The 24,312-nt window shown below is 36.7% G+C and carries 24 protein-coding genes and 1 tRNA gene; 13 read left to right on the forward strand and 12 right to left on the reverse strand.

Annotation, left to right across the window (positions count from 1 at the left end; translation table 11 throughout):
* Positions 1 to 90 precede the first annotated feature (90 nt).
* The 6 genes from ACFFHT_RS02905 (at position 91) to glpK (ending at position 5,271) form a co-directional block, all read left to right on the forward strand.
* Positions 91 to 426 (forward strand): LapA family protein, encoded by a 336-nt coding sequence (locus ACFFHT_RS02905; RefSeq protein ID WP_382373321.1) that lies wholly within the window; start codon positions 91 to 93, stop codon positions 424 to 426.
* Positions 426 to 1,613 (forward strand): lipopolysaccharide assembly protein LapB, encoded by a 1,188-nt coding sequence (gene lapB / locus ACFFHT_RS02910; protein WP_382373323.1) that lies wholly within the window; start codon positions 426 to 428, stop codon positions 1,611 to 1,613. Before ACFFHT_RS02905 ends, lapB begins: the two co-directional genes overlap by 1 nt.
* Positions 1,614 to 1,642: 29 nt before the next feature.
* Positions 1,643 to 2,338, forward strand: a complete 696-nt coding sequence (pyrF, locus tag ACFFHT_RS02915) for an orotidine-5'-phosphate decarboxylase (protein WP_382373325.1) — start codon at positions 1,643 to 1,645, stop codon at positions 2,336 to 2,338.
* Positions 2,339 to 2,341: 3 nt separating this feature from the next.
* Positions 2,342 to 2,662, forward strand: coding sequence for a stress response translation initiation inhibitor YciH (gene yciH / locus ACFFHT_RS02920; RefSeq protein WP_382373327.1), 321 nt, complete (start codon positions 2,342 to 2,344; stop codon positions 2,660 to 2,662).
* Between the two features lie 263 nt (positions 2,663 to 2,925).
* Positions 2,926 to 3,732, forward strand: coding sequence for an MIP/aquaporin family protein (locus ACFFHT_RS02925; protein WP_382373329.1), 807 nt, complete (start codon positions 2,926 to 2,928; stop codon positions 3,730 to 3,732).
* A gap of 24 nt (positions 3,733 to 3,756) precedes the next feature.
* A complete protein-coding gene (gene glpK / locus ACFFHT_RS02930) occupies positions 3,757 to 5,271 on the forward strand; it encodes a glycerol kinase GlpK (protein WP_382373331.1) in 1,515 nt (504 codons plus the stop codon).
* 437 nt (positions 5,272 to 5,708) lie between these two features.
* Here the strand turns inward: glpK and ACFFHT_RS02935 are convergent.
* The 3 genes from ACFFHT_RS02935 to putA form a co-directional block, all read right to left on the reverse strand.
* Positions 5,709 to 5,798: transfer RNA gene (locus ACFFHT_RS02935), tRNA-Ser, on the reverse strand.
* A gap of 167 nt (positions 5,799 to 5,965) precedes the next feature.
* Entirely contained in the window at positions 5,966 to 7,471 is a 1,506-nt protein-coding gene (putP, locus tag ACFFHT_RS02940) for a sodium/proline symporter PutP (RefSeq protein WP_382373333.1), read from the reverse strand.
* Between the two features lie 21 nt (positions 7,472 to 7,492).
* On the reverse strand, positions 7,493 to 10,933 hold the full coding sequence (gene putA / locus ACFFHT_RS02945; RefSeq protein WP_382373335.1) for a bifunctional proline dehydrogenase/L-glutamate gamma-semialdehyde dehydrogenase PutA: 3,441 nt from the start codon (positions 10,931 to 10,933) through the stop codon (positions 7,493 to 7,495).
* A gap of 141 nt (positions 10,934 to 11,074) precedes the next feature.
* On the opposite strand from putA, the gene ACFFHT_RS02950 reads away from it, so the two are divergent.
* The 6 genes from ACFFHT_RS02950 (at position 11,075) to ACFFHT_RS02975 (ending at position 16,976) form a co-directional block, all read left to right on the forward strand.
* Positions 11,075 to 11,518 (forward strand): ABC transporter substrate-binding protein, encoded by a 444-nt coding sequence (locus tag ACFFHT_RS02950; RefSeq protein WP_382373337.1) that lies wholly within the window; start codon positions 11,075 to 11,077, stop codon positions 11,516 to 11,518.
* A 510-nt stretch (positions 11,519 to 12,028) separates the two neighbouring features.
* Positions 12,029 to 13,039: an ABC transporter permease subunit gene (locus tag ACFFHT_RS02955; RefSeq protein WP_382373339.1), complete on the forward strand. Its 1,011-nt coding sequence runs from the start codon at positions 12,029 to 12,031 to the stop codon at positions 13,037 to 13,039.
* 10 nt (positions 13,040 to 13,049) lie between these two features.
* A complete protein-coding gene (gene dppC / locus ACFFHT_RS02960; RefSeq protein ID WP_382373341.1) occupies positions 13,050 to 13,940 on the forward strand; it encodes a dipeptide ABC transporter permease DppC in 891 nt (296 codons plus the stop codon).
* A gap of 9 nt (positions 13,941 to 13,949) precedes the next feature.
* The gene (gene dppD / locus ACFFHT_RS02965; protein WP_382373343.1) at positions 13,950 to 14,933 is read left to right on the forward strand and encodes a dipeptide ABC transporter ATP-binding protein; all 984 of its coding nucleotides are present in this window, start codon (positions 13,950 to 13,952) and stop codon (positions 14,931 to 14,933) included.
* Positions 14,926 to 15,924: a peptide ABC transporter ATP-binding protein gene (locus ACFFHT_RS02970; RefSeq protein WP_382373345.1), complete on the forward strand. Its 999-nt coding sequence runs from the start codon at positions 14,926 to 14,928 to the stop codon at positions 15,922 to 15,924. Before dppD ends, ACFFHT_RS02970 begins: the two co-directional genes overlap by 8 nt.
* Positions 15,925 to 16,049: 125 nt before the next feature.
* Positions 16,050 to 16,976, forward strand: a complete 927-nt coding sequence (locus ACFFHT_RS02975; protein ID WP_382373347.1) for an EamA family transporter — start codon at positions 16,050 to 16,052, stop codon at positions 16,974 to 16,976.
* 51 nt (positions 16,977 to 17,027) lie between these two features.
* On the opposite strand, the gene iscX is transcribed toward ACFFHT_RS02975, so the two are convergent.
* The 9 genes from iscX to trmJ all read right to left on the reverse strand — a co-directional run bounded on the left by iscX (position 17,028) and on the right by trmJ (position 23,320).
* Positions 17,028 to 17,222 (reverse strand): Fe-S cluster assembly protein IscX, encoded by a 195-nt coding sequence (iscX, locus tag ACFFHT_RS02980; RefSeq protein ID WP_382373349.1) that lies wholly within the window; start codon positions 17,220 to 17,222, stop codon positions 17,028 to 17,030.
* A gap of 3 nt (positions 17,223 to 17,225) precedes the next feature.
* Positions 17,226 to 17,564, reverse strand: a complete 339-nt coding sequence (gene fdx / locus ACFFHT_RS02985; protein WP_382373351.1) for an ISC system 2Fe-2S type ferredoxin — start codon at positions 17,562 to 17,564, stop codon at positions 17,226 to 17,228.
* A gap of 12 nt (positions 17,565 to 17,576) precedes the next feature.
* Positions 17,577 to 19,430: a Fe-S protein assembly chaperone HscA gene (gene hscA / locus ACFFHT_RS02990; protein WP_382373353.1), complete on the reverse strand. Its 1,854-nt coding sequence runs from the start codon at positions 19,428 to 19,430 to the stop codon at positions 17,577 to 17,579.
* A gap of 18 nt (positions 19,431 to 19,448) precedes the next feature.
* Positions 19,449 to 19,967, reverse strand: coding sequence for a Fe-S protein assembly co-chaperone HscB (gene hscB / locus ACFFHT_RS02995; protein ID WP_382373355.1), 519 nt, complete (start codon positions 19,965 to 19,967; stop codon positions 19,449 to 19,451).
* Positions 19,968 to 19,991: 24 nt separating this feature from the next.
* Positions 19,992 to 20,315 carry an iron-sulfur cluster assembly protein IscA gene (iscA, locus tag ACFFHT_RS03000; RefSeq protein ID WP_382373357.1) on the reverse strand — a complete coding sequence of 108 codons (324 nt, stop codon included), beginning with the start codon at positions 20,313 to 20,315 and terminating at the stop codon, positions 19,992 to 19,994.
* Positions 20,316 to 20,367: 52 nt separating this feature from the next.
* On the reverse strand, positions 20,368 to 20,751 hold the full coding sequence (gene iscU, locus ACFFHT_RS03005) for a Fe-S cluster assembly scaffold IscU (protein WP_382370209.1): 384 nt from the start codon (positions 20,749 to 20,751) through the stop codon (positions 20,368 to 20,370).
* Positions 20,752 to 20,763: 12 nt separating this feature from the next.
* Positions 20,764 to 21,978: an IscS subfamily cysteine desulfurase gene (locus ACFFHT_RS03010; RefSeq protein WP_382373359.1), complete on the reverse strand. Its 1,215-nt coding sequence runs from the start codon at positions 21,976 to 21,978 to the stop codon at positions 20,764 to 20,766.
* Positions 21,979 to 22,011: 33 nt separating this feature from the next.
* Entirely contained in the window at positions 22,012 to 22,482 is a 471-nt protein-coding gene (gene iscR, locus ACFFHT_RS03015) for a Fe-S cluster assembly transcriptional regulator IscR (RefSeq protein WP_382373361.1), read from the reverse strand.
* Between the two features lie 94 nt (positions 22,483 to 22,576).
* Entirely contained in the window at positions 22,577 to 23,320 is a 744-nt protein-coding gene (trmJ, locus tag ACFFHT_RS03020; RefSeq protein ID WP_382373363.1) for a tRNA (cytosine(32)/uridine(32)-2'-O)-methyltransferase TrmJ, read from the reverse strand.
* Between the two features lie 152 nt (positions 23,321 to 23,472).
* Between trmJ and suhB the strand changes: the two genes are divergently transcribed.
* Complete coding sequence (suhB, locus tag ACFFHT_RS03025) at positions 23,473 to 24,276, forward strand: inositol-1-monophosphatase (protein WP_382373365.1); 804 nt, start codon at positions 23,473 to 23,475, stop codon at positions 24,274 to 24,276.
* Positions 24,277 to 24,312 lie beyond the last annotated feature (36 nt).

Below are 24,312 nucleotides of genomic sequence, written 5' to 3' on the forward strand. Positions count from 1 at the left end.
ATTCCAAATTAACAGCTTTATCTTTATTTCTTTTCTTAATCACGTTTAAATTCAGAATTCCTCTATTATAGTTGAGCTATTTTTGGCATAATGAACCATCTTCAAGTATGTTCATCCCCAGGAGGCAACGTGAAATTAAAATATATTCTAACGCTCGTCGTTGTTATTGCTTTAATTATTGTAGGCATTACAGTCGGTGCAAATAATGACCAAGTTATTGCAGTAAATTACATTATTGCAAAAAGTAATATTCAACTCTCCTCTCTCGTTGCAATTCTCTTTGGTTTCGGTTTTTTACTTGGTTGGTTAGTAACAGGCTTTTTCTACCTTAAATTAAAAATGAAGAATATTGCGTTAAATCGCCAAATTAAAAAACAATTACAACAAATTAATGAGCTAATGACTGCAAGAGATAAAAACGCATAATGCTAGAACTTCTCTTTCTCCTTTTGCCTATTGCTGCTGCTTATGGTTGGTACATGGGGCATCGCAGTGCAAAAAAAGATCAAGAGGAAATTAGTAATAAATTATCCCGTGATTATATGACCGGGGTAAATTTTTTACTTTCAAATCAACAAGAAAAAGCAGTTGATCTTTTCTTGAAGATGCTAGAGAAGCAAGAATCTGAAAATGCTATCGATAATAGCTCACAATTTGAAGCTGAATTAACCTTAGGTAATCTCTTCCGTTCTCGTGGTGAAGTTGATCGGGCTTTACGCATTCATCAAAACATCGATAATAATCCTAATTATACGTATGAACAAAAGCTACTCACCAAACAACAACTTGCTAAAGACTTTATGTTTATTGGTTTTTTAGATCGTGCTGAAAAACTCTATCAAGAACTTAGCGAGGAACCAGATTATGCAGAAAATGCGTTACACGAATTAGCAAATATCTACCAACGAATGAAAGAATGGCATAAAGCGATTGAAGTTGGTGAACGTTATCGTAAATTAACGCAATCTGAAAATAATATTGCTTTGTCACATTACTATTGCGAATTTGCTTTACAACAAGAACAAGAACAAAAAAACCGTCAACAAATTATTTCTTATTTAACCAAAGCTTTAATTGTGTCACCAAATTGTGTGCGTGCTTCAATGATTCTTGCCGAAGAATATGCACTACAAAATGATTATGAACAAGCTATTAAAACATTAGAACATATCGCTGAACAAAATACCGCTTATGTCAGTGAGGCTCTACCCGCTTTAGTTGAGTATTATCAACATCTACCAACGCAGCTACATGAATTTGAACTTTTTTTAGTTCGCTTACAACAGCAAAAAGCAAGTAGTGCAGTTGTCTTAACACTGACCCATTATATTGAACAAAAATCAGGTACAGCAATTGCTAAAGAGCATCTTTATCATCAACTTGAAAAACAACCTACTATGCGAATTTTCCATCGTTTTATTCAATATCAAATTGATGAAGTTGAAGAAGGAAGTGGTAAAGAGAGCTTAAAACTGCTTTACAATATTGTTGATGAACGCTTAAAACAGGGCTTTAAATACCGCTGTCATCATTGTGGATTTCAAAGTCATAAACTAATTTGGCAATGTCCATCTTGTCGCCATTGGGAAACCATTACCCCAATTGATAACTAAACTTAACCTTAAACATAATGAGGAAAATCATGGAAAATAAAGTCATTGTTGCTTTAGATTACGAAACTAGAAAAGAAGCGATGCAGCTTGTTGATCAACTAGATCCTAGTTTATGTCGCCTAAAAGTGGGCAAAGAAATGTTTACCACTTTAGGTACTGAATTTGTTAAAGAGTTACAAAAACGTCATTTTGATGTTTTTCTTGACCTTAAATTTCATGATATTCCAAATACTGTCGCTCGTGCAGTTCGTTCTGCTGCGGATCTAGGCGTTTGGATGGTTGATATGCATGCCAGTGGTGGTTTAAGAATGATGGAAGCTGCTAAAAAAATTCTTGAACCCTATGGTAAAGATGCACCAATTCTAATTGCTATTACCGTTTTAACCAGTATGGAAGAAGCAGATTTATTACAAATTGGTGTGAATACTTCTCCTGAAGAACATGTTATTCGTTTAGCCCGTTTAAGCCAACGTGCAGGATTAGATGGTGTGGTTTGTTCGCCTCAAGAAGTGGAAATTCTTCGTCAACGTTGTGGCACCGACTTCAAATTAATTACACCTGGTATCCGTCCAGAAGGCAGTCAACTAGGCGACCAACGTCGTGTAATGACCCCTAAAGAGGCCATTGAAGCTGGTTCTGATTATTTAGTTATTGGTCGTCCAATTACTCAAGCAGCAGATCCGATTGCAGTATTAAAACAAATTAATGCTTCTATTCAAGGGTAGTATATGTCAGAAAGTCAGCTTGTTTATTCAACCGAACTTGGTCGGATCAAACCTGAAAAAACTACGCCACAACATCCAAAAGGGGATGGTATTGTACGTATTCAACGCCAAACATCTGGACGAAAAGGGAAAGGAGTATGTGTAATTACTGGCTTAGATCTAGAGCCTGCTGCACTAACGCAACTTGCTTCTGAACTTAAAAAACGTTGTGGATGTGGAGGTTCAGCCAAGAATGGTACGATAGAAATTCAAGGTGAAAATCGAGAACTCATTAAACAGCTGTTAGAAAGCAAAGGCTTTAAAGTCAAATTAGCTGGTGGTTAAGTCAAATAACTCTCTCGTTACTTTCTATTTTTGAGCAAAAACGAGAGAGTTTTTTATTTTTAACGAAAAAATTAAATTTTAACCCTACTTTTTTTTGTGAATTATCGCTCATTTTTTAATAAAACTTACAATATTTTTTTGACAAACCTCTCATTTACGAAAAAACACACTTTACAAACATTCGATTTAGTCCTTAAATACACCTCAAATGTTCGATTATGAACATTAACTACTCTACTTTTTTACTTATCAAAGGAGTCTTTATGGCACTTGATCGTTCACTTAAAGGACAATGTATCGCTGAATTTCTCGGTACTGCATTGTTAATATTTTTCGGTTGTGGTTGTGTTGCTGCAGCACGTGTTGCAGGTGCACAATTTGGTCTTTGGGAAATCAGTATTGTTTGGGGATTAGGGGTCGCCTTAGCAGTCTATCTGACTGCTGGCGTATCTGGTGCACATCTTAATCCTGCAGTTACGATCGCACTTTGGAAATTTGCTTGTTTTGATGGTAAAAAAGTAATTCCTTTTATCATTGCACAAGTTGCAGGTGGTTTTTTCGGTGCGGCAGTCGTCTATTTTCTCTATCGTGGTGTAATTATTGACTATGAAGCAAGTCAACATATCGTTCGTGGTTCAGTTGATAGTCTATTCACTGCAGGTATTTTCTCTACCTATCCTAATTCACATATCGATTTATTCACTGCAGCACTAGTTGAAATTACACTAACCGCAACATTAGTCGCATTAATCTTAGCATTGACTGATGATGGTAATGGTGTGCCTCGTGGTCCATTAGCTCCATTACTTATTGGTATTTTAATTGCTGTACTCGGTGCAGCCATGGGCCCTCTAACTGGTTTTGCTATGAATCCAGCTCGTGACTTTGGTCCAAAACTCTTCGCTACACTTTTTGGTTGGGGTGAAATTGCTATGACAGGCGGTACTGCAATTCCTTATGCTTTAATTCCAATTATCTCACCAATCATTGGTGGCCTATTCGGTGCTTGGGGTTATCGCCATTTTATTAGTAACCACCTTCCTTGTAACAGCTGTAAAATTGATAACTAATTCTTCGTATAAAAGGTAACTATTATGACAGATAAAAAATACATCATCGCATTAGATCAAGGTACAACTAGTTCTCGTGCAGTACTACTCGATCATGATGCTAATATTGTTGGTATTGCCCAACGTGAATTTACGCAAATTTATCCAAAAGCTGGTTGGGTAGAACATGATCCAATGGAAATTTGGGCAACACAAAGTTCTACCTTAAATGAAGTGGTCGCTAAAACAGGTATTAGTTCCGATCAAATTGCTGCCATCGGTATCACTAACCAACGTGAAACTACTATCGTCTGGGACAAAAATACAGGAAAACCTGTCTATAACGCTATTGTGTGGCAATGTCGCCGTACTGCTGATTTCTGCGATAAATTAAAAGCAGCTGGATATACTGACTATATTCGTAATACCACTGGTTTAGTCGTTGACCCCTACTTCTCTGGTACTAAAGTAAGATGGATTTTAGATAATGTTGAAGGTGCAAGAGAACAAGCTGAAAGAGGTGAACTTCTCTTCGGAACTGTGGATACTTGGCTCATTTGGAAATTAACTCAAGGTCGTGTTCATGTTACCGATTATACCAACGCTTCTCGTACCATGATGTTTAATATTCATACCAAACAATGGGATGAAAAAATGTTGGAAATTTTAGGCGTTCCTCGTTCTATGTTACCAGAAGTGAAAAACTCTTCTGAAATCTACGGTCAAACCAATATCGGTGGTAAAGGTGGTATTCGTATTCCAATCGCAGGTATCGCTGGCGACCAACAAGCTGCATTATATGGTCATCTTTGTGTTAATTCAGGACAAGCTAAAAATACTTATGGTACAGGTTGTTTTATGCTAATGAACACTGGTGATAAAGCGATTACTTCTAAAAATGGTCTATTAACAACTATCTGTTGTAATGCGAAAGGTGAGCCTGCTTATGCATTAGAAGGTTCTGTTTTCGTTGCTGGTGCGTCTATCCAATGGTTACGTGATGAATTAAAAATTGTTCATGATAGTTCAGATACCGAATACTTTGCACAAAAAGTTCCTGATTGTAACGGTGTTTATGTGGTTCCTGCCTTTACTGGCTTAGGTGCACCTTATTGGGATCCGTATGCACGCGGAGTAATTGTTGGACTTTCTCGTGGCGCAAATCGTAATCATATTGTTCGAGCCACACTTGAATCTATCGCTTACCAAACTCGTGATGTATTAGAAGCAATGCAATCAGACTCTGGTGAAAAATTACAAACACTACGTGTTGATGGTGGTGCAACAGCTAATAACTTCTTAATGCAGTTCCAAGCCGATATTCTTAATACCCAAGTAGAACGTCCAACCGTAAAAGAAGTTACCGCTTTAGGTGCTGCGTATCTCGCTGGTTTAGCAACAGGCTTTTGGCAAAATCTTGAAGAGCTTAGAAATAAAGCCTCTATCGAAAGAACCTTTACGCCAGATCACGATGAAGCTAAACAACAACGTCGTTACAAAGGTTGGAAAAAAGCGGTTAAACGTGCATTAGAATGGGCGAAAGAGGACGATGAAGAATAGGATAGAATAAACCAAATCTTGATCTGTACCCTAAAAGTTGGACTAACTATCCCTCATTAAAAAGGTGCAGATCATATTGTTTTGCGTGATAATGCTTTTTTATATATGTCTAAATTTTCTCTTTTTCCAACTGAAAGCACAATCACTGTTAGTTCATTTTCGTTTACGTCATAAACTAGGCGATAACCTGAAGAATGTAATTTTATTTTATAAAGTGTTTAAAATCCGTGTAATTTATCACTATGGATGTATAGTTACAAAATCATAAAAAAGAAATGTGAAAACTAACTCACATACTAATCTAATTTCAAGACTAGAGAGCATTCCACCAAAAACAAAACCACGCAAAAAGAACAAAATAAACAGAATGGATTTAGAAATTGCTTATTTAAGCTAGTGAACAATATAAACAAAAACGCTTGAAAAAATCTTTCTTCTGGCGGTGAGAGAGGGATTCGAACCCTCGATGCACTTTCGCACATACACACTTTCCAGGCGTGCTCCTTCAGCCTCTCGGACATCTCACCAATAATCCCCTAATCAGGAAATTGCAATATATTCACTTTCCGATATTTCGTCAAGCATTTTTAAATTTTATTAAGTTTGATACTTCTTTAAACCACTAAAACGTAATGAATTTTGTTAATACAATATAGGATATGCTCAATTACTGTCATACCCTATATTTACCTAATTAGGCATTTTTTTGTGCATTAAATATTTCCACTACTGAATCAAATTTTTCAGCAACATCTGGTGCTACTGGTGCAAAAATTGATGAAGCAACAGTTACGGCTGAACAAGCTAAGAAACCAGGAATAATCTCATATAAATTAGCAATATCATTCCAATTTAATGTTTGCATTAGTGGTTTCCAAGCAACTACAGTTACCGCACCCGCTAGCATTCCCCATAATGCAGCATTTGAAGTGATGTTACGGTTAAACAATGACAAGATCACTAATGGTCCAAATGATGCACCAAAGCCAGCCCATGCATAAGAAACTAATCCCATTACTTTAGAATTTGGATCTTGAGCAATTAACATTGCAATGGTAGCAATAACTAATACCATTGCTCGACCAACCCAAACAAGCTCTTTACTTGAAGCATTTTTACGTAAGAATCCATGATAAAAATCCTCTGTAATTGCTGCAGAACACATCAAAAACTGTGCAGATAAAGTACTCATAATGGCAGCTAAAATAGCAGATAAAACAATACCAACTACCCACGGATTAAAAATCGCTTTAGATACTTCAATAAAAACGGATTCCGCAGAATCTAGCATTACGCCTTTGACTTCAAAATAAGCCAAACCGAAATATCCAACCGCACAAGCACCACCAAGACAGAGAATCATCCAAGTAATACCGATCACTCTAGCTTTTTCTAAGGCTTTTACTGAATTTGCCGCCATAAAACGAGCGAGAATATGTGGTTGACCAAAATAACCTAAGCCCCAAGAAAGTGCCGAAATAACACCAATTCCTGAAACGTTATACAGCCAATTTGAATATGGAATACCAGTTTGTTCCGCTTTCACCGCTAATGCTGCAGAAATTTCACCCCAACTAATATTCAATAGCACAATAACAGGTGCTAGTAATAACGCAAAAATCATCAAAGAGGCTTGAATAGTATCACTCCATGAAATTGCTAAATACCCACCGATAAAGGTATAAGTAATTGTTGCAATTGCACCAAAAATTAGTGCTGTTCCATAATCAATTCCTAATAAACTTTGGAAAAGTTTTGCCCCTGCAACAACACCAGAAGCACAATAAATTGTAAAAAAGAACAAAATGACTGAAGAAGAGATAATTTTCAATGATTTTGCACGGCGAGGGAAACGTACTGCAAAAAACTCTGGTAATGTCAATGCGTTACCATATTGTTCCGTGAAAACACGCAAACGCCCAGCTACAATTTTATAGTTGAAATAAGCTCCTACGGTTAAGCCTACTGCAATCCAGGCTTCAGATAATCCAGTAACGAAAATAGCACCTGGTAAACCCAATAAAAGCCAACCAGACATATCTGATGCACCTGCAGACATTGCAGTAACAAAGCTACCCATTTTACGACCACCTAAAATATAGTCGTTAAAATTTTTCGTAGAATAATAGGCATAAACACCTATACCTAAAATGACAACAAGATATAAGGCAAAAGCCGTATAAATTTGATAGTTTTGCATATGTTCTTCCTGTGTTAGAAGTTATTGTTCTTCAATAGCCATAAGTGTTGCATTACCACCTGCGGCTGCAATATTTTCACTACGCGAAAATTCATGATATAACAAGGTTAAATCTTGTGTTTTTGTCCAATCATATAAACATAAAATGGCTGGATTCTTTTTTGCTAAAGATTGCCGTTTTGCCAGACTCACTGGGGACACAAATACTGCTTTCTGATAGTATTGTCCTTCAATACGACGTTCTACATCAGGTAAATCCTGTTCTAATAATGGGTTATCACTTTCCACAACAACCTTAAACCCTGATTGTTGTAAGTTCCGATAGGCAGCAAGTAATTGCGTAATATCATTACCAAGTAATAAAATACTTGTTGTTCTATAATCAATACTATTTAATTCACCAGTGATACTTGGCAAGACTTTTGGTCTTTCTGCCAACGAAGAATAATATTGGTTAGTTTTCGTTAAACGTTGCACATAAAGTTCACCTCCCGCTTTTGGACCTGTTCCTGATAAACCATGACCACCAAACGGTTGTACTCCTACTACAGCACCTACAATATTACGATTAATATAGAAATTACCACACTGTAAGTTTTCTTCGACAAACTTCACAGTACGTTGAATTCGGCTATGACATCCGCCTGTTAATGCATATCCTTTCGCATTTACTTCAGATAATAAACGTGGTAATGATTGCACTTTATAACGAACAAAATGGAGAATTGGTCCAAATACTTCATGAGTAATTTGATCAAGTGAACCTACTTCATAAATAGACGGTGCAACAAAATGTCCACTTGTTGGTGTAGTTAATTCTAAATAACGACGAGAGATTTTACGGACAGATTCTTGATAATCAAGTAATTTTTGTTTCGCTTCTGCATCAATCACTGGTCCAATATCAGTATTCAAATACGCTGGATTACCTAATACTAACTCTTGCATCGCTTCTGTTAACATTTCATACAAACGATCGGCAATGTCTTCTTGAACCAACAAAATACGTAAAGCAGAACAACGTTGTCCAGCAGAATCAAAAGCTGAACTTAATACATCGGTAATCACTTGTTCCAATAAAGCAGATGAATCCACCACCATTACATTCATTCCACCAGTTTCAGCAATCAAGACAGGTTGATCTTCCCGAGAAATTAATTGTTTATTTATTAACTGTGCTACTTCGGTCGAACCAGTAAACATTACCGCATTGAATGGTTGTGCGACTAATGTCGCACCGAGTTCTCCAGCCCCTAACGTTAATTGCAAGGCATTTTGAGGCACTCCAGCTTGATGTAAGAGATGCACAGCATAATATGCAATTAATGATGTTTGTTCTGCTGGTTTGGCTACCACACTATTCCCTGCTGCTAATGCAGCCACAACTTGACCAGTAAAAATAGCTAATGGGAAATTCCATGGTGAAATACAAAGAACAACTCCCAATGGTTCAGCTAATGCCTTTTTATCTTCTAATAAACGGATCTGTTCTGCGTAATAGCGTAAAAAATCAACTGCTTCTCTAAGTTCACCAATTGCATTCGGCAGTGTTTTTCCAGCTTCTTCAATCGCTAATTTAATTAATAAGCCAAAATTTTCTTCATACAAATCTGCTGCTTTTTCAAGAATGATAGCACGTTCTGTAACTGACTTTTGTCGCCAATCACTATTTTTCGCAGCCTGAAATACCTCTGCTACTGATTCCACTGCCATAAAATCTACTTTAGCTAATCGTTGATCTAACTGTGCTGGATTAATAACTTGAGATTGTTTCTCTGTCATTACATTCACTGTACATAAAGAAGCTATATCTGAATAGCTAGCTTGATTCAACGCTATCTCTAAACGCAATAGAGCTGTTTCATCATTCAAGTTAAAACCAACTGAATTTTGGCGAGTTGCAAATAAATTGCGAGGTAATTTAATCGCTTTATTTGGTTCTCCTTGAAAACGAGTAAATTTCTTCCATGGAGCCTCAATTAATTGCTCAATTGAAATATTTGGATCAACTAATTGATGTACAAAAGATGAATTTGCACCATTTTCTAATAATCGGCGTACTAGATAAGCAAGTAATGTTTGATGTGTTCCAACTGGAGCATAAACCCTAACTCGGCGGTTAAATTGATGAGCACCAACAACATTATCGTAAAGTGTTTCTCCCATACCATGCAAACATTGAAACTCAAACTCTTTTCCTTTTCCTAATTCAGCAATAGTTGCGAGCGTTTGAACATTATGTGTTGCAAATTGAGGATAGATTACATCCTGTGCGGCTAATAATTTTTGTGCACAGCTTAAATAGGAAATATCGGTATGTACTTTTCGAGTATAGAGTGGAAATCCCTCTACACCTTCTGTTTGAGCCCATTTAATTTCACTATCCCAATATGCACCTTTTACTAAACGCACCATCATTTTGCGTTGATAACGGCGATTCATTTCAATGATGTAATCCAATACATATGGACAACGTTTTGAATAGGCTTGAACAACAAATCCAATTCCATCAAACTCCATTAAATCTGGATCTTGTAATAATCTTTCTAATAGATCTAATGAAATTTCTAAACGTGATGCTTCTTCCGCATCAATATTTAAGCCAATATTATATTGTTTAGCTAATACAAATAGCTGTTTTAAACGAGGATATAATTCCTCCATTACACGGTGTTGTTGAGAACGAGAATATCGTGGGTGAATTGCGGATAATTTTACTGAGACACCGTTAGAATCATATAAAGAGCCTCCTGCCGATTGATGTCCTACTGCATGAATTGCTTCAACATAATCTTGCAAATATTTATCAGCGTCTTGCATTGTCATCGCAGCTTCGCCAAGCATATCAAACGAAAAGCAATAACCTATTTTTTCACGCTCAACAATATTCTTTAAGGCTTTCTCCATAGTTTCGCCTGTGACAAATTGATCGCCAAGAATCCCCATTGCTTTTTCAATTGCTAACTTCATCATTGGTGCAGACAATTTAGCAAAGCTCTTCATTAATGCTGAGGATAATACTTCCTCACTCAATGCGGCACTAATTTTCCTCCCTAATAACAGACCATAACTGGCTGCATTAGTAAATAAAGAACTGGAACGTTTTATATGTGAACGCCAATTACCTAATTTCAGTTTGTCATTAATTAAAGCGTAACGTGTTTCTGCATCAGGAATACGCAACAATGCTTCCGCCAAACACATCAATGCAATCCCTTCCTCACATCCTAAAGAAAATTCATGCATTAATGCATCAACACCATAATGATTCTGCTTCTTTGTTCGTATTTTCGTAATAAGCTGTTGTGCTACCTGACTAATTGACATTTCTTGTTCTGGTGAAAAATGAAGTGTTGCGACTAATTTTGCCACAGCTTCTTTTTCAGAACAGGCATAATTTTCACTAATTAAACGGCGTAATTCAGATTTTTGACTTAAGTTATTCGCATATTGATATTGCATTTTAGATATTACTCATGGATAGTTATCGGAAAGAAGTGGAGATAAGTGTAAAAGATTACCAAAAATAATAAATATTAATTTGTTAAACTTGTGATTTCTTTCAAAAAAATAATTTAACATTTTAAAAACATAAATACAAATTTGATAAAAAATGCTGCATTTCTCTATATAAAAAAACTCCTATTTCAACTCTCAACTTGTAGTGCACCACTACATATCATTGAAAAAGTTGATACTAATCCTATTGGCACAGATCCATTCAAGCCCATTTTCTTACCAAAAAGATTCTTTAATTCGCATAAAGCATTTGATGATGATTGGGAAGACCAAACCAAAATTGCTCGTTTAGTATTTGCTATTACTCCTGATATCTCTGCCTATCATGCAAACTTGAAGAAAGGTGAATGCCAAGTAATGCCTTATCCAAATCCAGCTGATATTGCAAAAATGAAAAAAGATCCTAATCTTGTCGTGCATGAAAAAGATAGCTTTGAAAAAGGAGTTAGCAATGAACTTTGGGCTATGCTAGTTCCCCTCCCCATACAACTTAAATGCTCATCGTATAACGAAAATGATTCAATCTGATTGGAAAAAGGTCAGTGTTGATACAAAAATTGTAAGTTATGATGGAATAAATACTTACAACATATGCGTAAAAGTAAAGACTCTACTGGTATGATGGGTTGGAGTGGTGATAATAGTGATCCTGATAACTCCTTTGGTACATTACTAATGTTGTACATCTAAAGAACAAGGTTCTAACTATACTAAATTCTGTTATGTACCATTTGATAAATTAATCCGTGAAGCAATGCAATCAAGTGATCACGCAAAATGTGTTAAACTTTATAAACAAGCTTTAGTGATTTTCAAAGAACAAATTCTTGGATTACAATTGCACACTCAACTATGTATGAGCCAGTATGTAAAGAGGGTAAAAACTATGTGATTAACCCACTAGGATTACACTCATTCTATGGCGTTGACTTAGAGTAATCTCAATAGCTATATTACATACTTCCTGATCACTATAATAAATATTCTTGCCTTGTCCTATGGCAAGAATATCTTAATAATTAGCGAGCAAACAAATTTATGTTTCGATTTATTTTTAAACGGGTAACCATGGTTATTCCAACTTTTATTGGTATTACCCTTTTAACTTTTGCCCTAATTCATCTTATTCCTGGAGATCCTATTGAAATAAGAATGGGCGAACGTGGGTTAAGTCCTGAAGTACATCAACAAATGATGCATCAATTAGGTTTAGATAAATCTTTACCTGAGCAATATATTAATTATCTAAAAGGTATTGCTCATGGTGATTTTGGTACCTCATTTAAAAATAATGTTCCTGTATTAGATGAATTTTTATCTCTCTTTCCAGCAACGATTGAGTTAGCCGTATTCGCAATTTTATTTGCAATTATTATTGGTATTCCTATTGGTATTCTAGCGGCAATCAAGCGAGGGTCTATTTTTGATCATTCCGTAATGGCTATCTCGCTGACCGGTTATTCTATGCCAATTTTCTGGTGGGGCTTATTATTAATGTTGTTAGTTTCTGTGCAATGGAACCTTACACCTGTTTCAGGGCGAATAGATGCCGAATATTGGGTTGATTCAGTCACTGGATTTATGTTAATTGATAGTTGGCTTTCTGGTGAACCTGGAGCATTTAAATCTGCTGTTATGCATCTCATTTTACCTTCTATCGTATTAGGAACGATTCCCTTAGCAGTCATTTCTCGTATGACTCGTTCTTCTATGTTAGAAGTTTTAGGAGAAGATTACATCCGTACTGCACGAGCCAAAGGCTTGTCATCTATGCGAGTTATCATTATTCATGCATTACGCAATGCGTTAATTCCAGTTGTTACGGTTATCGGATTAATTGTCGGTCAATTATTATCTGGTGCAATTTTAACCGAAACAATATTTTCGTGGCCTGGCATTGGTAAATGGGTAATTGAAGCAATCCGTGCTCGTGATTATCCAGTAGTACAAAGTGCCGTACTCATTATTGCTACGATTATTATTGTTGTGAATTTATTGGTTGATCTCTTATATGGTGTGGTCAATCCTCGTATTAGACACCGTAAATAAGGATTAAAATATGTCGAATTCCGTTATTTCTGTTTCTACACCACACACGCCATTACAAGAATTTTGGTTTAATTTTAGCCGCAATAAAGGTGCTGTGGTTGGTTTAGGCTATATCGTTATTATTTTTCTGATTAGTGTATTTGCTGATGTCATTGCACCTCATGATCCTATCACACAAGTTAGAGATGCGTTCTTATTACCACCAGCTTGGATTGATGGTGGTACATGGAATCATATTCTTGGTACCGATGATGTTGGGCGAGATATTTTATCACGCTTAATTTATGGTGCACGTCTTTCTTTATTTATTGGCTTATTAGTGGTTTTTCTCTCTTTTATTTTCGGAATCACACTTGGCTTAATTGCAGGCTATTTTGGTGGCATACTCGATATTATCATTATGCGTATCATCGATATTATGCTAGCACTACCAAGTTTATTATTGGCTATTGCGATTGTAGCAATCCTAGGACCATCATTATTAAATGCTTCCTTTGCAATTGCATTCGTATCATTACCGAGTTACGTCCGATTAACTCGTGCTTCCGTACTAAATGAGATTAATCGTGATTATGTTACATCTTCACGTGTCGCAGGTGCTGGCATTTTACGTTTAATGTTCATTACGATTTTGCCAAATTGTCTAGCACCATTAATTGTACAAACCTCAATGGGCTTCTCTAATGCAATCTTAGATATGGCGGCACTTGGCTTCTTAGGTATTGGTGCTCAACCACCTACACCAGAATGGGGTGCGATGTTAGCCGAAGCTTTACAATTCGTACAACGTGCTTGGTGGGTTGTTACCTTCCCAGGTTTAGCAATTTTATTTACAGTGCTTGCTTTTAACCTAATGGGTGATGGTTTACGCGATGCTCTTGATCCAAAATTAAAACAATAAGGAGCAATAATGACACTTTTAACGGTAAATAATCTCTCTGTCCATTTTGGTGAAAAAAATAAACCTTTTAAAGCAGTTGATCATGTTAGCTATCAAGTTGAACAAGGTGAAGTACTAGGTATCGTAGGAGAATCTGGTTCAGGTAAATCTGTTAGTTCTCTTGCTATTATGGGATTAATTGATTTTCCAGGACGTGTATCCGCTGATAATCTGCAATTCGATGGGCAAGACCTACTCACTCTTAATGAGAAACAAAAACAAAAATTAGTGGGCGCTGATGTTGCGATGATCTTCCAAGATCCAATAACTAGCTTAAATCCATGCTACACCGTTGGTTATCAAATTATGGAAGCGTTAAAAGTCCATCAAGGTGGCAGTAAAAAAGCAAGACGAGAACGTACTATTGAATTATTGCGTATGGTAGGTATTCCTGCTCCTGAGTCCCGTTTAGATGTTTATCCTCATCAACTCTCTGGAGGAATGAGCCAACGGGTAATGATTGCAATGGCAATTGCTTGTAAACCAAAACTCTTAATCGCGGATGAACCTACAACCGCATTAGATGTAACTATTCAGGCTCAAATTATTGACTTGTTATTGGAATTGCAACAAAAAGAAAATATGGCCTTAATTCTGATTACGCACGATCTTGCTTTAGTTGCCGAATCGGCACATAGAATTATTGTTATGTATGCAGGACAAGTGGTAGAAGAAGGATTAGCCGCAGATATTTTCCGCGAACCAAAACATCCTTATACACAAGCCTTATTACGCTCATTACCTGAATTTGCTGCTGGTAAATCACGTTTAGAATCACTACCTGGTGTTGTTCCAGGTAAATACGATCGACCTCAAGGTTGTTTACTCAATCCACGCTGTCCATATGCAACCGATGAATGTCGTCAAACTGAACCTGTTTTACACCGCATTGGCAACCGTCAAGTCAAATGTCATATGCCATTAGATGCAGAAGGAAATCCACAACATGTCTGAAGAAGCAATGATTTCAACTCAATCGTTACAAACACCACTATTAGAAGCGATTGATCTCAAAAAATATTATCCTGTAAAAAAAGGAATGTTTGCCCCTGTTCAATATGTCAAAGCATTAGATGGCGTTTCATTTAAGTTAGAACGAGGCAAAACCTTAGCTGTTGTAGGTGAATCTGGTTGTGGTAAATCAACTTTAGGGCGTTTGCTCACCATGATTGAATCGCCAACAGAAGGTGAACTTTATTACCAAGGACAAAACTTTTTAGTCAAAGATAATGAAACTGTAAAATTACGTCGTCAAAAAATTCAAATTGTGTTTCAAAATCCGTATGCGTCACTTAATCCACGCAAAAAAATTGGCACTATTTTGGAAGAACCTTTAAAAATTAATACCACACTAAATAAAGAAGAGCGTAAAGCAGCGGTATTAGCGATTATGGAAAAAGTGGGGTTGCGTGCTGAATTTTACGATCGTTATCCGCATATGTTCTCTGGTGGACAACGCCAACGGATTGCTATTGCTCGTGGTTTAATGTTAAATCCTGACATTGTAGTTGCAGACGAACCTGTTTCTGCATTAGATGTCTCCGTTCGAGCACAAGTGTTAAATCTGATGATGGAATTACAAGAAAACCTAGGGTTATCTTATATTTTTATTTCACACGATCTATCAGTTGTTGAACATATTGCTGATGAAGTAATGGTGATGTATTTAGGACGTTGTGTAGAACAAGGAACAACCGAACAGATCTTTGGAAATCCTCGTCATCCTTATACTAAAGCCTTGCTTTCTGCCACACCAAGACTTTCACCTGAACTAAGACGAGAACGAATTAAACTTTCAGGCGAATTACCAAGTCCATTAAATCCACCAAAAGGGTGTGCATTTAACGCTCGTTGTCAATTTGCGACTGATAAATGTCGTGAACAACAACCTGAACTAAAAACATATCCTGACGGCGTTAAAATCGCCTGCTTTATGGTGGATTAATCTTCTATGTTTAAAAGCTCGTTGTACAAAAAACAACGAGCTTTTATCTACTTTCCTTGTCTTACTATTGAATAATATTTCTTGAGTTCTATAATAAGCCATCTTGATTTTTTGATGTTCTTACAATGATCTCTAAACAATTTGCAAAAGGATTAATGTTCGGCTGTATAGCCGCATTTTTTTATGGTTTAAATCCGCTTTTTACCTTACCGTTATACCAACTTGGTTTAACACCTGATGCAGTCCTATTCTATCGTTTTGGTGTTGCTAGTATCCTATTAGCAATCATTATGTATCAGCAAAAAATTTCCTTTAAACTCAACAAAAAAGAGTTTCTGACACTCTTATTGGTTGGCATAATTTTTGCATTTTCATCACTAACGCTTTTTATTAGTTATCAACTTATTGAAGCAGGTATCGCTTCAACCATCCTCTTTATTTATCCATTACTCGTGGCTGTTATTATGGTACTGTTCTTTCATGAACGCCTAAATCTGTTAACCATGTTAGCCATTACTTTAGTCATTTTGGGTGTTTCATTGTTATATCAAAATGATAACGGTACTAATCTCAATCCTTTTGGTGTCTTGTTAGTATTTATTTCTGCATTAACTTATGCCATCTATATCATTGCAGTCGAACGTTCACCTTTACACAATATTCCAGTACTCAAATTAACTTTTTATGGATTATTCTTTGGCTCATTAGTTTTCTTTATTCGTCTTGATTTTGGTACTGCATTACCAATAGATTTCTCACCAACTTTATTAGTTAATGTCTTAGGTTTGTCAGTCTTTACCACTATTTTCTCATTAGTCTTGATGAACCACTCCATTCAAATGATTGGGCCTACAACAGCGTCTATTATTGGTGCATTAGAACCTATTACAGCGCTTTTAGTCGGTGTTGTAATCTTTAATGAACAAATGACAGCAAGAATATTTTTAGGAATTGTACTGATTTTATCAGCAATCATCTTGACAGTTTCTGGTAAGGAAATTCTTCACTTTCTTTTTGGCGGACGACATCATCATTTCCGCTTTAGACACTAATAAAAAAGGGGAATATCAATTCATATTCCCCTACTCAATAACCATTTAAATTTACTCAAACTCATCTAACCAACACAACAGAATGGCTTCTAAGATTCGTTCGTTTGATTTTTCTGGATCATCATCAAACTCTTCGATTTCACAGATCCAACGGTGCATATCCGTAAAACGAACTGTTTTAGGATCTAATTCTGGAAAACGATCATATAGTGCTTCCGCAATTTGTTGTGCATCTTGCCATTTCATAAACTAATGTTCCTCTTTGGCATGATTAATGGTATAGCGTGGAATTTCAACCACTAAATCTTCATCACCGACTACCGCTTGACAACTTAAACGACTATCCACTTCTAAGCCCCAAGCTTTATCTAACATATCATCTTCAAGATCAGAACTTTCATTCAATGAATCAAACCCTTCACGCACAATCACGTGACAAGTTGTACAAGCACAAGATTTTTCACAAGCATGGTCAATTTCAATCCCTGAACGTAACGCTGCATCTAAAATGGTTTCCCCTGCATTTGCGTCAACAACCATACCTTCTGGACAATGTTCTTCATTGGGTAAAAAAACAATTTTTGGCATTTTTATTTCCTTTTATTCTTCAAATTGTTCAACAGAATGACCTGCTAATGCTTGTTTAATTGAATTATCCATTCTTCTCGCCGCAAACTCACGGGTTGCTTGATCAAGTTGTTTAATACCTTGTGCAATTTGTTGGCTATCATCTTGTTGGCTAACCGCTTCTAATGCCTGTAATGCTGTTTTTATTCCAGCTAACTCATCTGCATTTAATAAATCTGCATCTTCAGCTAATGCACTATACACATTTTCCAATACTCTCGCCGCTTCCACTCGTTGCTCTGCTAATTCACGTGCCTGCATATCTGCTTTTGCATTTTCGTGCGATGATTTAATCATTTGGGTAATTTCATCATCTGTTAATCCGTAAGATGGTTTTACTTGAATTGATGACTGTACTCCTGTTGATTTTTCCATTGCGGTTACGCTCAATAAGCCATCAGCATCTACTTGATAAGTCACCCGAATATGGGCAGCCCCTGCTACCATTGGCGGAATACCTTTTAAACTAAAACGTGCTAATGAGCGACAATCTTGCACTAACTCACGTTCGCCTTGCACAATATGCACTGACATTGCTGTTTGTCCATCTTTGAACGTAGTAAATTCTTGCGCTCTTGCTACTGGAATCGTGGTATTGCGTGGAATAATCTTCTCAACCAAACCGCCCATAGTTTCAATACCTAGTGAAAGTGGTATCACATCTAATAACAACATCTCACTATCTGGTTTATTTCCTGCAAGAATATCAGCTTGAATAGCTGCCCCTAATGCAACCACTTTATCAGGATCGATGGACGTTAACGGCTGCTTAGCAAAAAACTCTGCAACTTGTTCTCTCACAAATGGCACTCGAGTTGAACCACCTACCATTACCGTTTCAATGACTTCATCCACACTCACATTTGCATCTTTTAATGCGCGACGGCACGCAAATAATGTCCGTTTCACTAATGGTTGAATTAATTGGTTAAATGTCGCTCGTTCAACCACAATTTGTCGATCATTTAAGGTTACAGTAGTTTCTGTGGTCGCAGTTAACGCTAATTTAGTTGCTGTTGCTAAATCTAATAATTGACGTTGTTGTTGATCGTTTTCTGCCGTAAAGTTTGCTTGTTGGGCAAGGTAATCTGCTAATAAATGGTCAAAATCATCACCACCTAATGCCGTATCACCACCTGTTGCTAATACTTCAAAGACCCCTTTACTTAACCGCAAAATAGAAATATCAAAAGTACCGCCACCTAAATCATAAACTGCAATAACCCCTTCTTGTCCGCTATCTAGACCATAGGCTATTGCCGCTGCAGTCGGTTCGTTTAATAAACGTAATACATTTAATCCCGCAAGACGAGCTGCATCTTTTGTTCCTTGCCGTTGAGCATCATCAAAATAGGCTGGTACCGTAATGACGCAGCCGACTAATTCACCGCCTAAACGCTGTTCTGCTAAAGAATGTAAACGTCGCAAAATATCAGCAGACACTTCAACTGGACTGTGAATACCCTGTTTCGTTACCAATAAAGGCAAACCATTCTCACTGGCTTGCAAATGATAAGGCAAATTTGGATAACGCTGCTGTACATCAGTTAAACTCCGGCCCATTAAACGTTTAACTGAAATAATCGTATTATGTGGATCTTCTGCTGCAAATGCTTTTGCTTCATGACCAACTATCGTTTGTTCTCCGCCATAATAAACAACAGATGGAATTAACGCACGTTCTTGTTCATCAAGTAAAATATCTGCTTTACCACTGCGTACGGTTGCCACTAAAGAATTTGTTGTACCAAGATCAATTCCGACTGCTAATCGTGCTTGATGAGGTGCGGCACTCTGTCCTGGTTCTGCAATTTGTAATAATGCCATTTGCCTTATGTTCCCACATTAAAAATCAAAAAGTTTTTCTTCTAAACGAGCTATTTCTTGTTGTAATTTCTGAATAAATTTCAAACGATCAACGATCTGTTTTGCATTATGCCATTCTTGTTGCGTTAGCTTTTCGGCTAGCACATGCAAATTTTGTTGATAACTTGCTTTTGCTTGTTGAGATAACGCCTCTAATAACGTTTCATCTTGTTCTTGTTCAGCTTGTTCCAATTGTTCCCTTAATTCCATTTGCTGCATCAAAAACTCAATATCATGCGTCGTATTTTCACTCTCAACAGGCTTTTGCAACGCTAAACTTAACATTGCTTCTGCACGTAAAATAGGATCTTTCAAGATTTGATACGCATCATTCACTTGCGTTGATTGTTGTAATGCCAAACGTTGTTCTTGTTCTGTTGCAGTGGCAAAATTATCAGGATGTAACTGTTTTTGTAGTTGTAGATACTGTTGTGATAAGGCAGCAAGATCAACTTCAAACTTTACAGGTAATGCAAACAATTCAAAAGGATTAAACATAATATCTTCAATAATACTGGACAATTAAACGTGGAAGCTCTCACCACATCCACATTGTTCTTTTACATTTGGGTTGGTAAATTTGAAGCCTTCATTTAAACCTTCTTTGACGAAATCTAATTGTGTTCCATCTAAATAAACAAGGCTCTTACTATCAACAATAATTTTTACCCCATTATCTTCAAATACTTGATCATCTTCATTTAAGACATCAACAAATTCGAGAACATAGGCTAATCCAGAACAACCTGATGTTTTGATACCTAAACGCAGACCAATTCCCTTACCCCGATTTGTTAGAAAATCTCTAACACGTTGTGCTGCACTTTCAGTTAATGAAATCGCCATATTTTGCTCCTAAATGGGAAAAGGTGTTATCTCTTCGATAACACCTAAAAAATTATTTAACGTTTTTTGCTTTATAGTCTGCGATTGCCGCTTTAATTGCATCTTCTGCAAGGATTGAACAGTGTACTTTTACTGGTGGTAATTCAAGTTCCGCCGCAATATCGCTATTTTTGATCGCTTGTGCTTCATCTAATGATTTACCTTTTACCCATTCAGTAATCAATGAACTCGAAGCAATTGCAGAACCACAACCATAAGTTTTAAATTTTGCATCTTCAATAATGCCATTATCATTCACTTTAATTTGTAATTGCATTACATCGCCACAAGCTGGTGCACCCACCATACCACTACCAACTGTCGGATCTTTTTTATCGAATGATCCGACATTGCGTGGGTTTTCATAATGATCAATAACTTTTTCGCTGTATGCCATAATTCACTCCTATTAATGTGCTGACCATTCAACAGTACTAAAATCAACGCCTTCTTTGTACATATCCCATAAAGGAGAAAGTTCACGCAATTTTGCAACTGCTTTTTTTACTAATTCAATCGTATAATCAATTTCTTCTTCTGTGGTATAGCGTCCAATCGTAAAACGAATTGAGCTATGTGCTAACTCATCATTTAAGCCTAATGCACGCAACACATATGAAGGCTCTAGACTTGCAGAAGTACAGGCTGATCCAGAAGACACCGCAATATCACGCAATGACATCATTAATGATTCACCTTCAACATAGTTAAAACTCATATTAAGGTTTGTGCCTACACGATGTTCCATTGAGCCATTTACATATACTTCTTCAATATCTTTTAAACCGTTATATAAACGATCACGCAAGGCAGTTAAACGAGGCATTTCGGTTGCCATTTCTTCTTTACAAATACGATAGGCTTCACCCATACCAACAATTTGGTGAACAGGCAATGTACCTGAACGCATTCCTCTTTCATGCCCACCACCATGAATAATTGCTTCTAAACGCACACGAGGTTTACGACGGACATATAATGCACCAATTCCTTTTGGCCCATAAAGTTTATGACCAGACATTGACATTAAATCTACTTTTAATGTTGAAAGATCGATAGGTAACTTACCAACAGATTGTGTTGCATCAACATGAAAAATAATTTTACGTTCACGACAAAGTTCACCGATTGTCGCAATATCTTGAATAACACCAATTTCATTATTGACATGCATAATAGAAACTAAAATAGTATCTTCACGCATTGCAGCTTTAAGTTCTTCAAGATCGATTAAGCCGTCTGCTTTTGGTGAAAGATAAGTGACTTCAAAACCTTCACGCTCTAACTGACGACAAGTATCTAATACCGCTTTATGCTCTGTCTTACAGGTAATAATATGTTTACCTTTCGTTTGGTAAAAGTGAGCTGCACCTTTAATCGCAAGATTATCAGATTCTGTTGCACCAGAGGTAAACACAATCTCACGTGCATCTGCACCAATAAGATCAGCTATGTGATTACGTGCAACATCTACCGCTTCTTCTGCCTGCCAACCAAATTTATGTGAACGAGATGCAGGATTACCAAATGTGCCATCTACAGTTAAATACTCCATCATTTTTTTAGCAACACGTTCATCAACTGGGCAAGTTGCTGCATAGTCTAAATAAATAGGTAGTTTCATTTTCACTCCAATAAATTCATTAAGAAATATTTCTTAACTTTCAATCTGTTCTAGATGTTGCTGTACATTGATTTCTGCTCGATAACGCTTTTGCATTTTTTCTTGTTGTGAGCTTACCAATTCAGCGACAGTAATTTCATTGAGAAATTCTTCGATACGATCACTCAATTTTTGCCACAATGAGTGAGTTAAACATTGTACGCCATCTTGACAGTTACCTTTACTACGGCATTTTGTCGCTTGGACATTTTCATTTACCGCCGAGATAATCATTCCAATAGAAATCTCTTCACTTGGATAACCTAATTGATAACCGCCACCTGGACCACGAGTACTTTTTACTAATCCATGACGACGCAATTTGGCAAATAATTGTTCTAAATAAGAAAGTGATATTTTTTGACGTTCAGAAATATCCGATAAAGTAACAGGGCCATCTTCAGCGTTTAACGCAATGTCTAATATAGCGGTAACCGCATAACGTCCTTTAGATGTAAGTTTCATCGTGAATTCCCTAACCTTGTTTCAAAACGGGGAAAATTCTCACATAACCTACTAAAACAGTCAAGTATTATTCCATTTATAATAACGTTTTTAACTATTGTTGATTTCTATCTTTTTTTAATAAACGTTCTACTGCAGTCAACATACCTTGTAAAATATTTAATTCATTACGCTGAATCGCTGTACGTAAATAAAGACGACGCAATTTCTTCATGACTGCACTGTTCTGAATAAAGCCAATCTCTTGATAAATCTTTTCCGTTTTTTGGAAAAAATACTCTAACTCTTCTGCTACCACACCTTCTGGCATCGTTGATTTATGTTGCGGAGTAGTCGGTGACGACTGAGCTTGTAAATAGGCCATTCTAATTTCATAACTGACTAATTGTACCGCCATAGCAAGATTTAATGAGGAATATTCTGGATTTGCAGGAATATTAAGATGATAGTGACATTTCAATAACTCTTCGTTGGTCAACCCAATTCGTTCACGCCCAAAGACAATCGCCACTTTTCCATTAGCAAGATGCTCTATTGTTTTTTCACCACAATAACGTGGGCTAATCGCTGTTGTAGTTAAATGACGGGATCTTGCACTAGTCCCTATAATCAAGGAACAATCTGCTACAGCTTCATCAAAACTAGCAACAATTTTCGCATTCTCAACCACATCTGCAGAACCTGCCGATAAGGCAATAGATTCTTCGTTAGGCAATACTTTGGGTGCAACAAGGTAAAGTTGTGATAATCCCATCGTTTTCATTGCTCTAGCAGCAGAACCAATATTCCCTGGATGAGAGGTTTCCACTAAAACAATTTTAATTTGATCTAATGACATAATTTTATTTTCAACAAAAAATGATGGCGCAGTTTAGCACGTTTCACTGCCTGATGAAATTCCTCGCAATTTTGTCTTTCTTTCTCTATAATGCGCAGCGATTTATTAAATTTATCAAACAACTGTTCTTTAAAATCTGGTGGAGAAAATCAATGAATCCTATGTTAAATATCGCTATTCGCGCAGTGCGAAAAGCAGGCAATATCGTTGCCAAAGGTTTTGAACGTCGTGATGACATTCAAACTAGCCAAAAATCGACTAATGATTATGTTACTAATATTGATAAAGCCTCTGAAGCTGCCATTATTGAGATTATTCGTAAATCTTACCCTGATCACACTATTATTGCGGAAGAAAGTGGTGCCTTAGAAGGTAAAGAAAGTGATATTCAATGGGTCATTGATCCACTAGATGGTACGACTAACTTTGTGAAAGGTTTACCACATTTCTCAATTTCTATCGCAGTCCGTGTAAAAGGCCGTACAGAAGTTGGTGTGGTTTATGATCCAATCCGTAATGAGCTATTCACTGCTGTACGTGGTGAAGGAGCTAAACTCAATGAATACCGCTTACGTCTTGATAATTCAAGTGAATTAACTGGTGCAATTATAGCAACAGGTTTCCCTTACAAAATTAAACGTTACGTTCCAATTCACTTAAATATGGTCACAGCATTAATTGAAGATTGTGCAGATTTCCGTCGCACTGGTTCTGCTGCACTTGATCTTTGCTATGTTGCCGCAGGTCGTGTTGATGCTTATTTTGAAATGGGTGTAAAATCATGGGATTGTGCTGCTGGGGATTTAATCGTACGCGAAGCTGGCGGTTTAGTAACCGATTTTGTTGGTGGACATAGCTACCTCACCAAAGGAAATATTGTTGCAGGATCAGCCCGTATCACTAAACAAATCTTATCTAAACTACAACCTTGTTTAACCGATGAATTTAAAGGTTAATTCATCTGTATTCACAAAAGCTAACTGTATTGCTAG

The sequence above is a fragment of the Gallibacterium melopsittaci genome (assembly GCF_042433085.1).
In the GTDB taxonomy this organism is placed as follows: domain Bacteria; phylum Pseudomonadota; class Gammaproteobacteria; order Enterobacterales; family Pasteurellaceae; genus Gallibacterium; species Gallibacterium melopsittaci.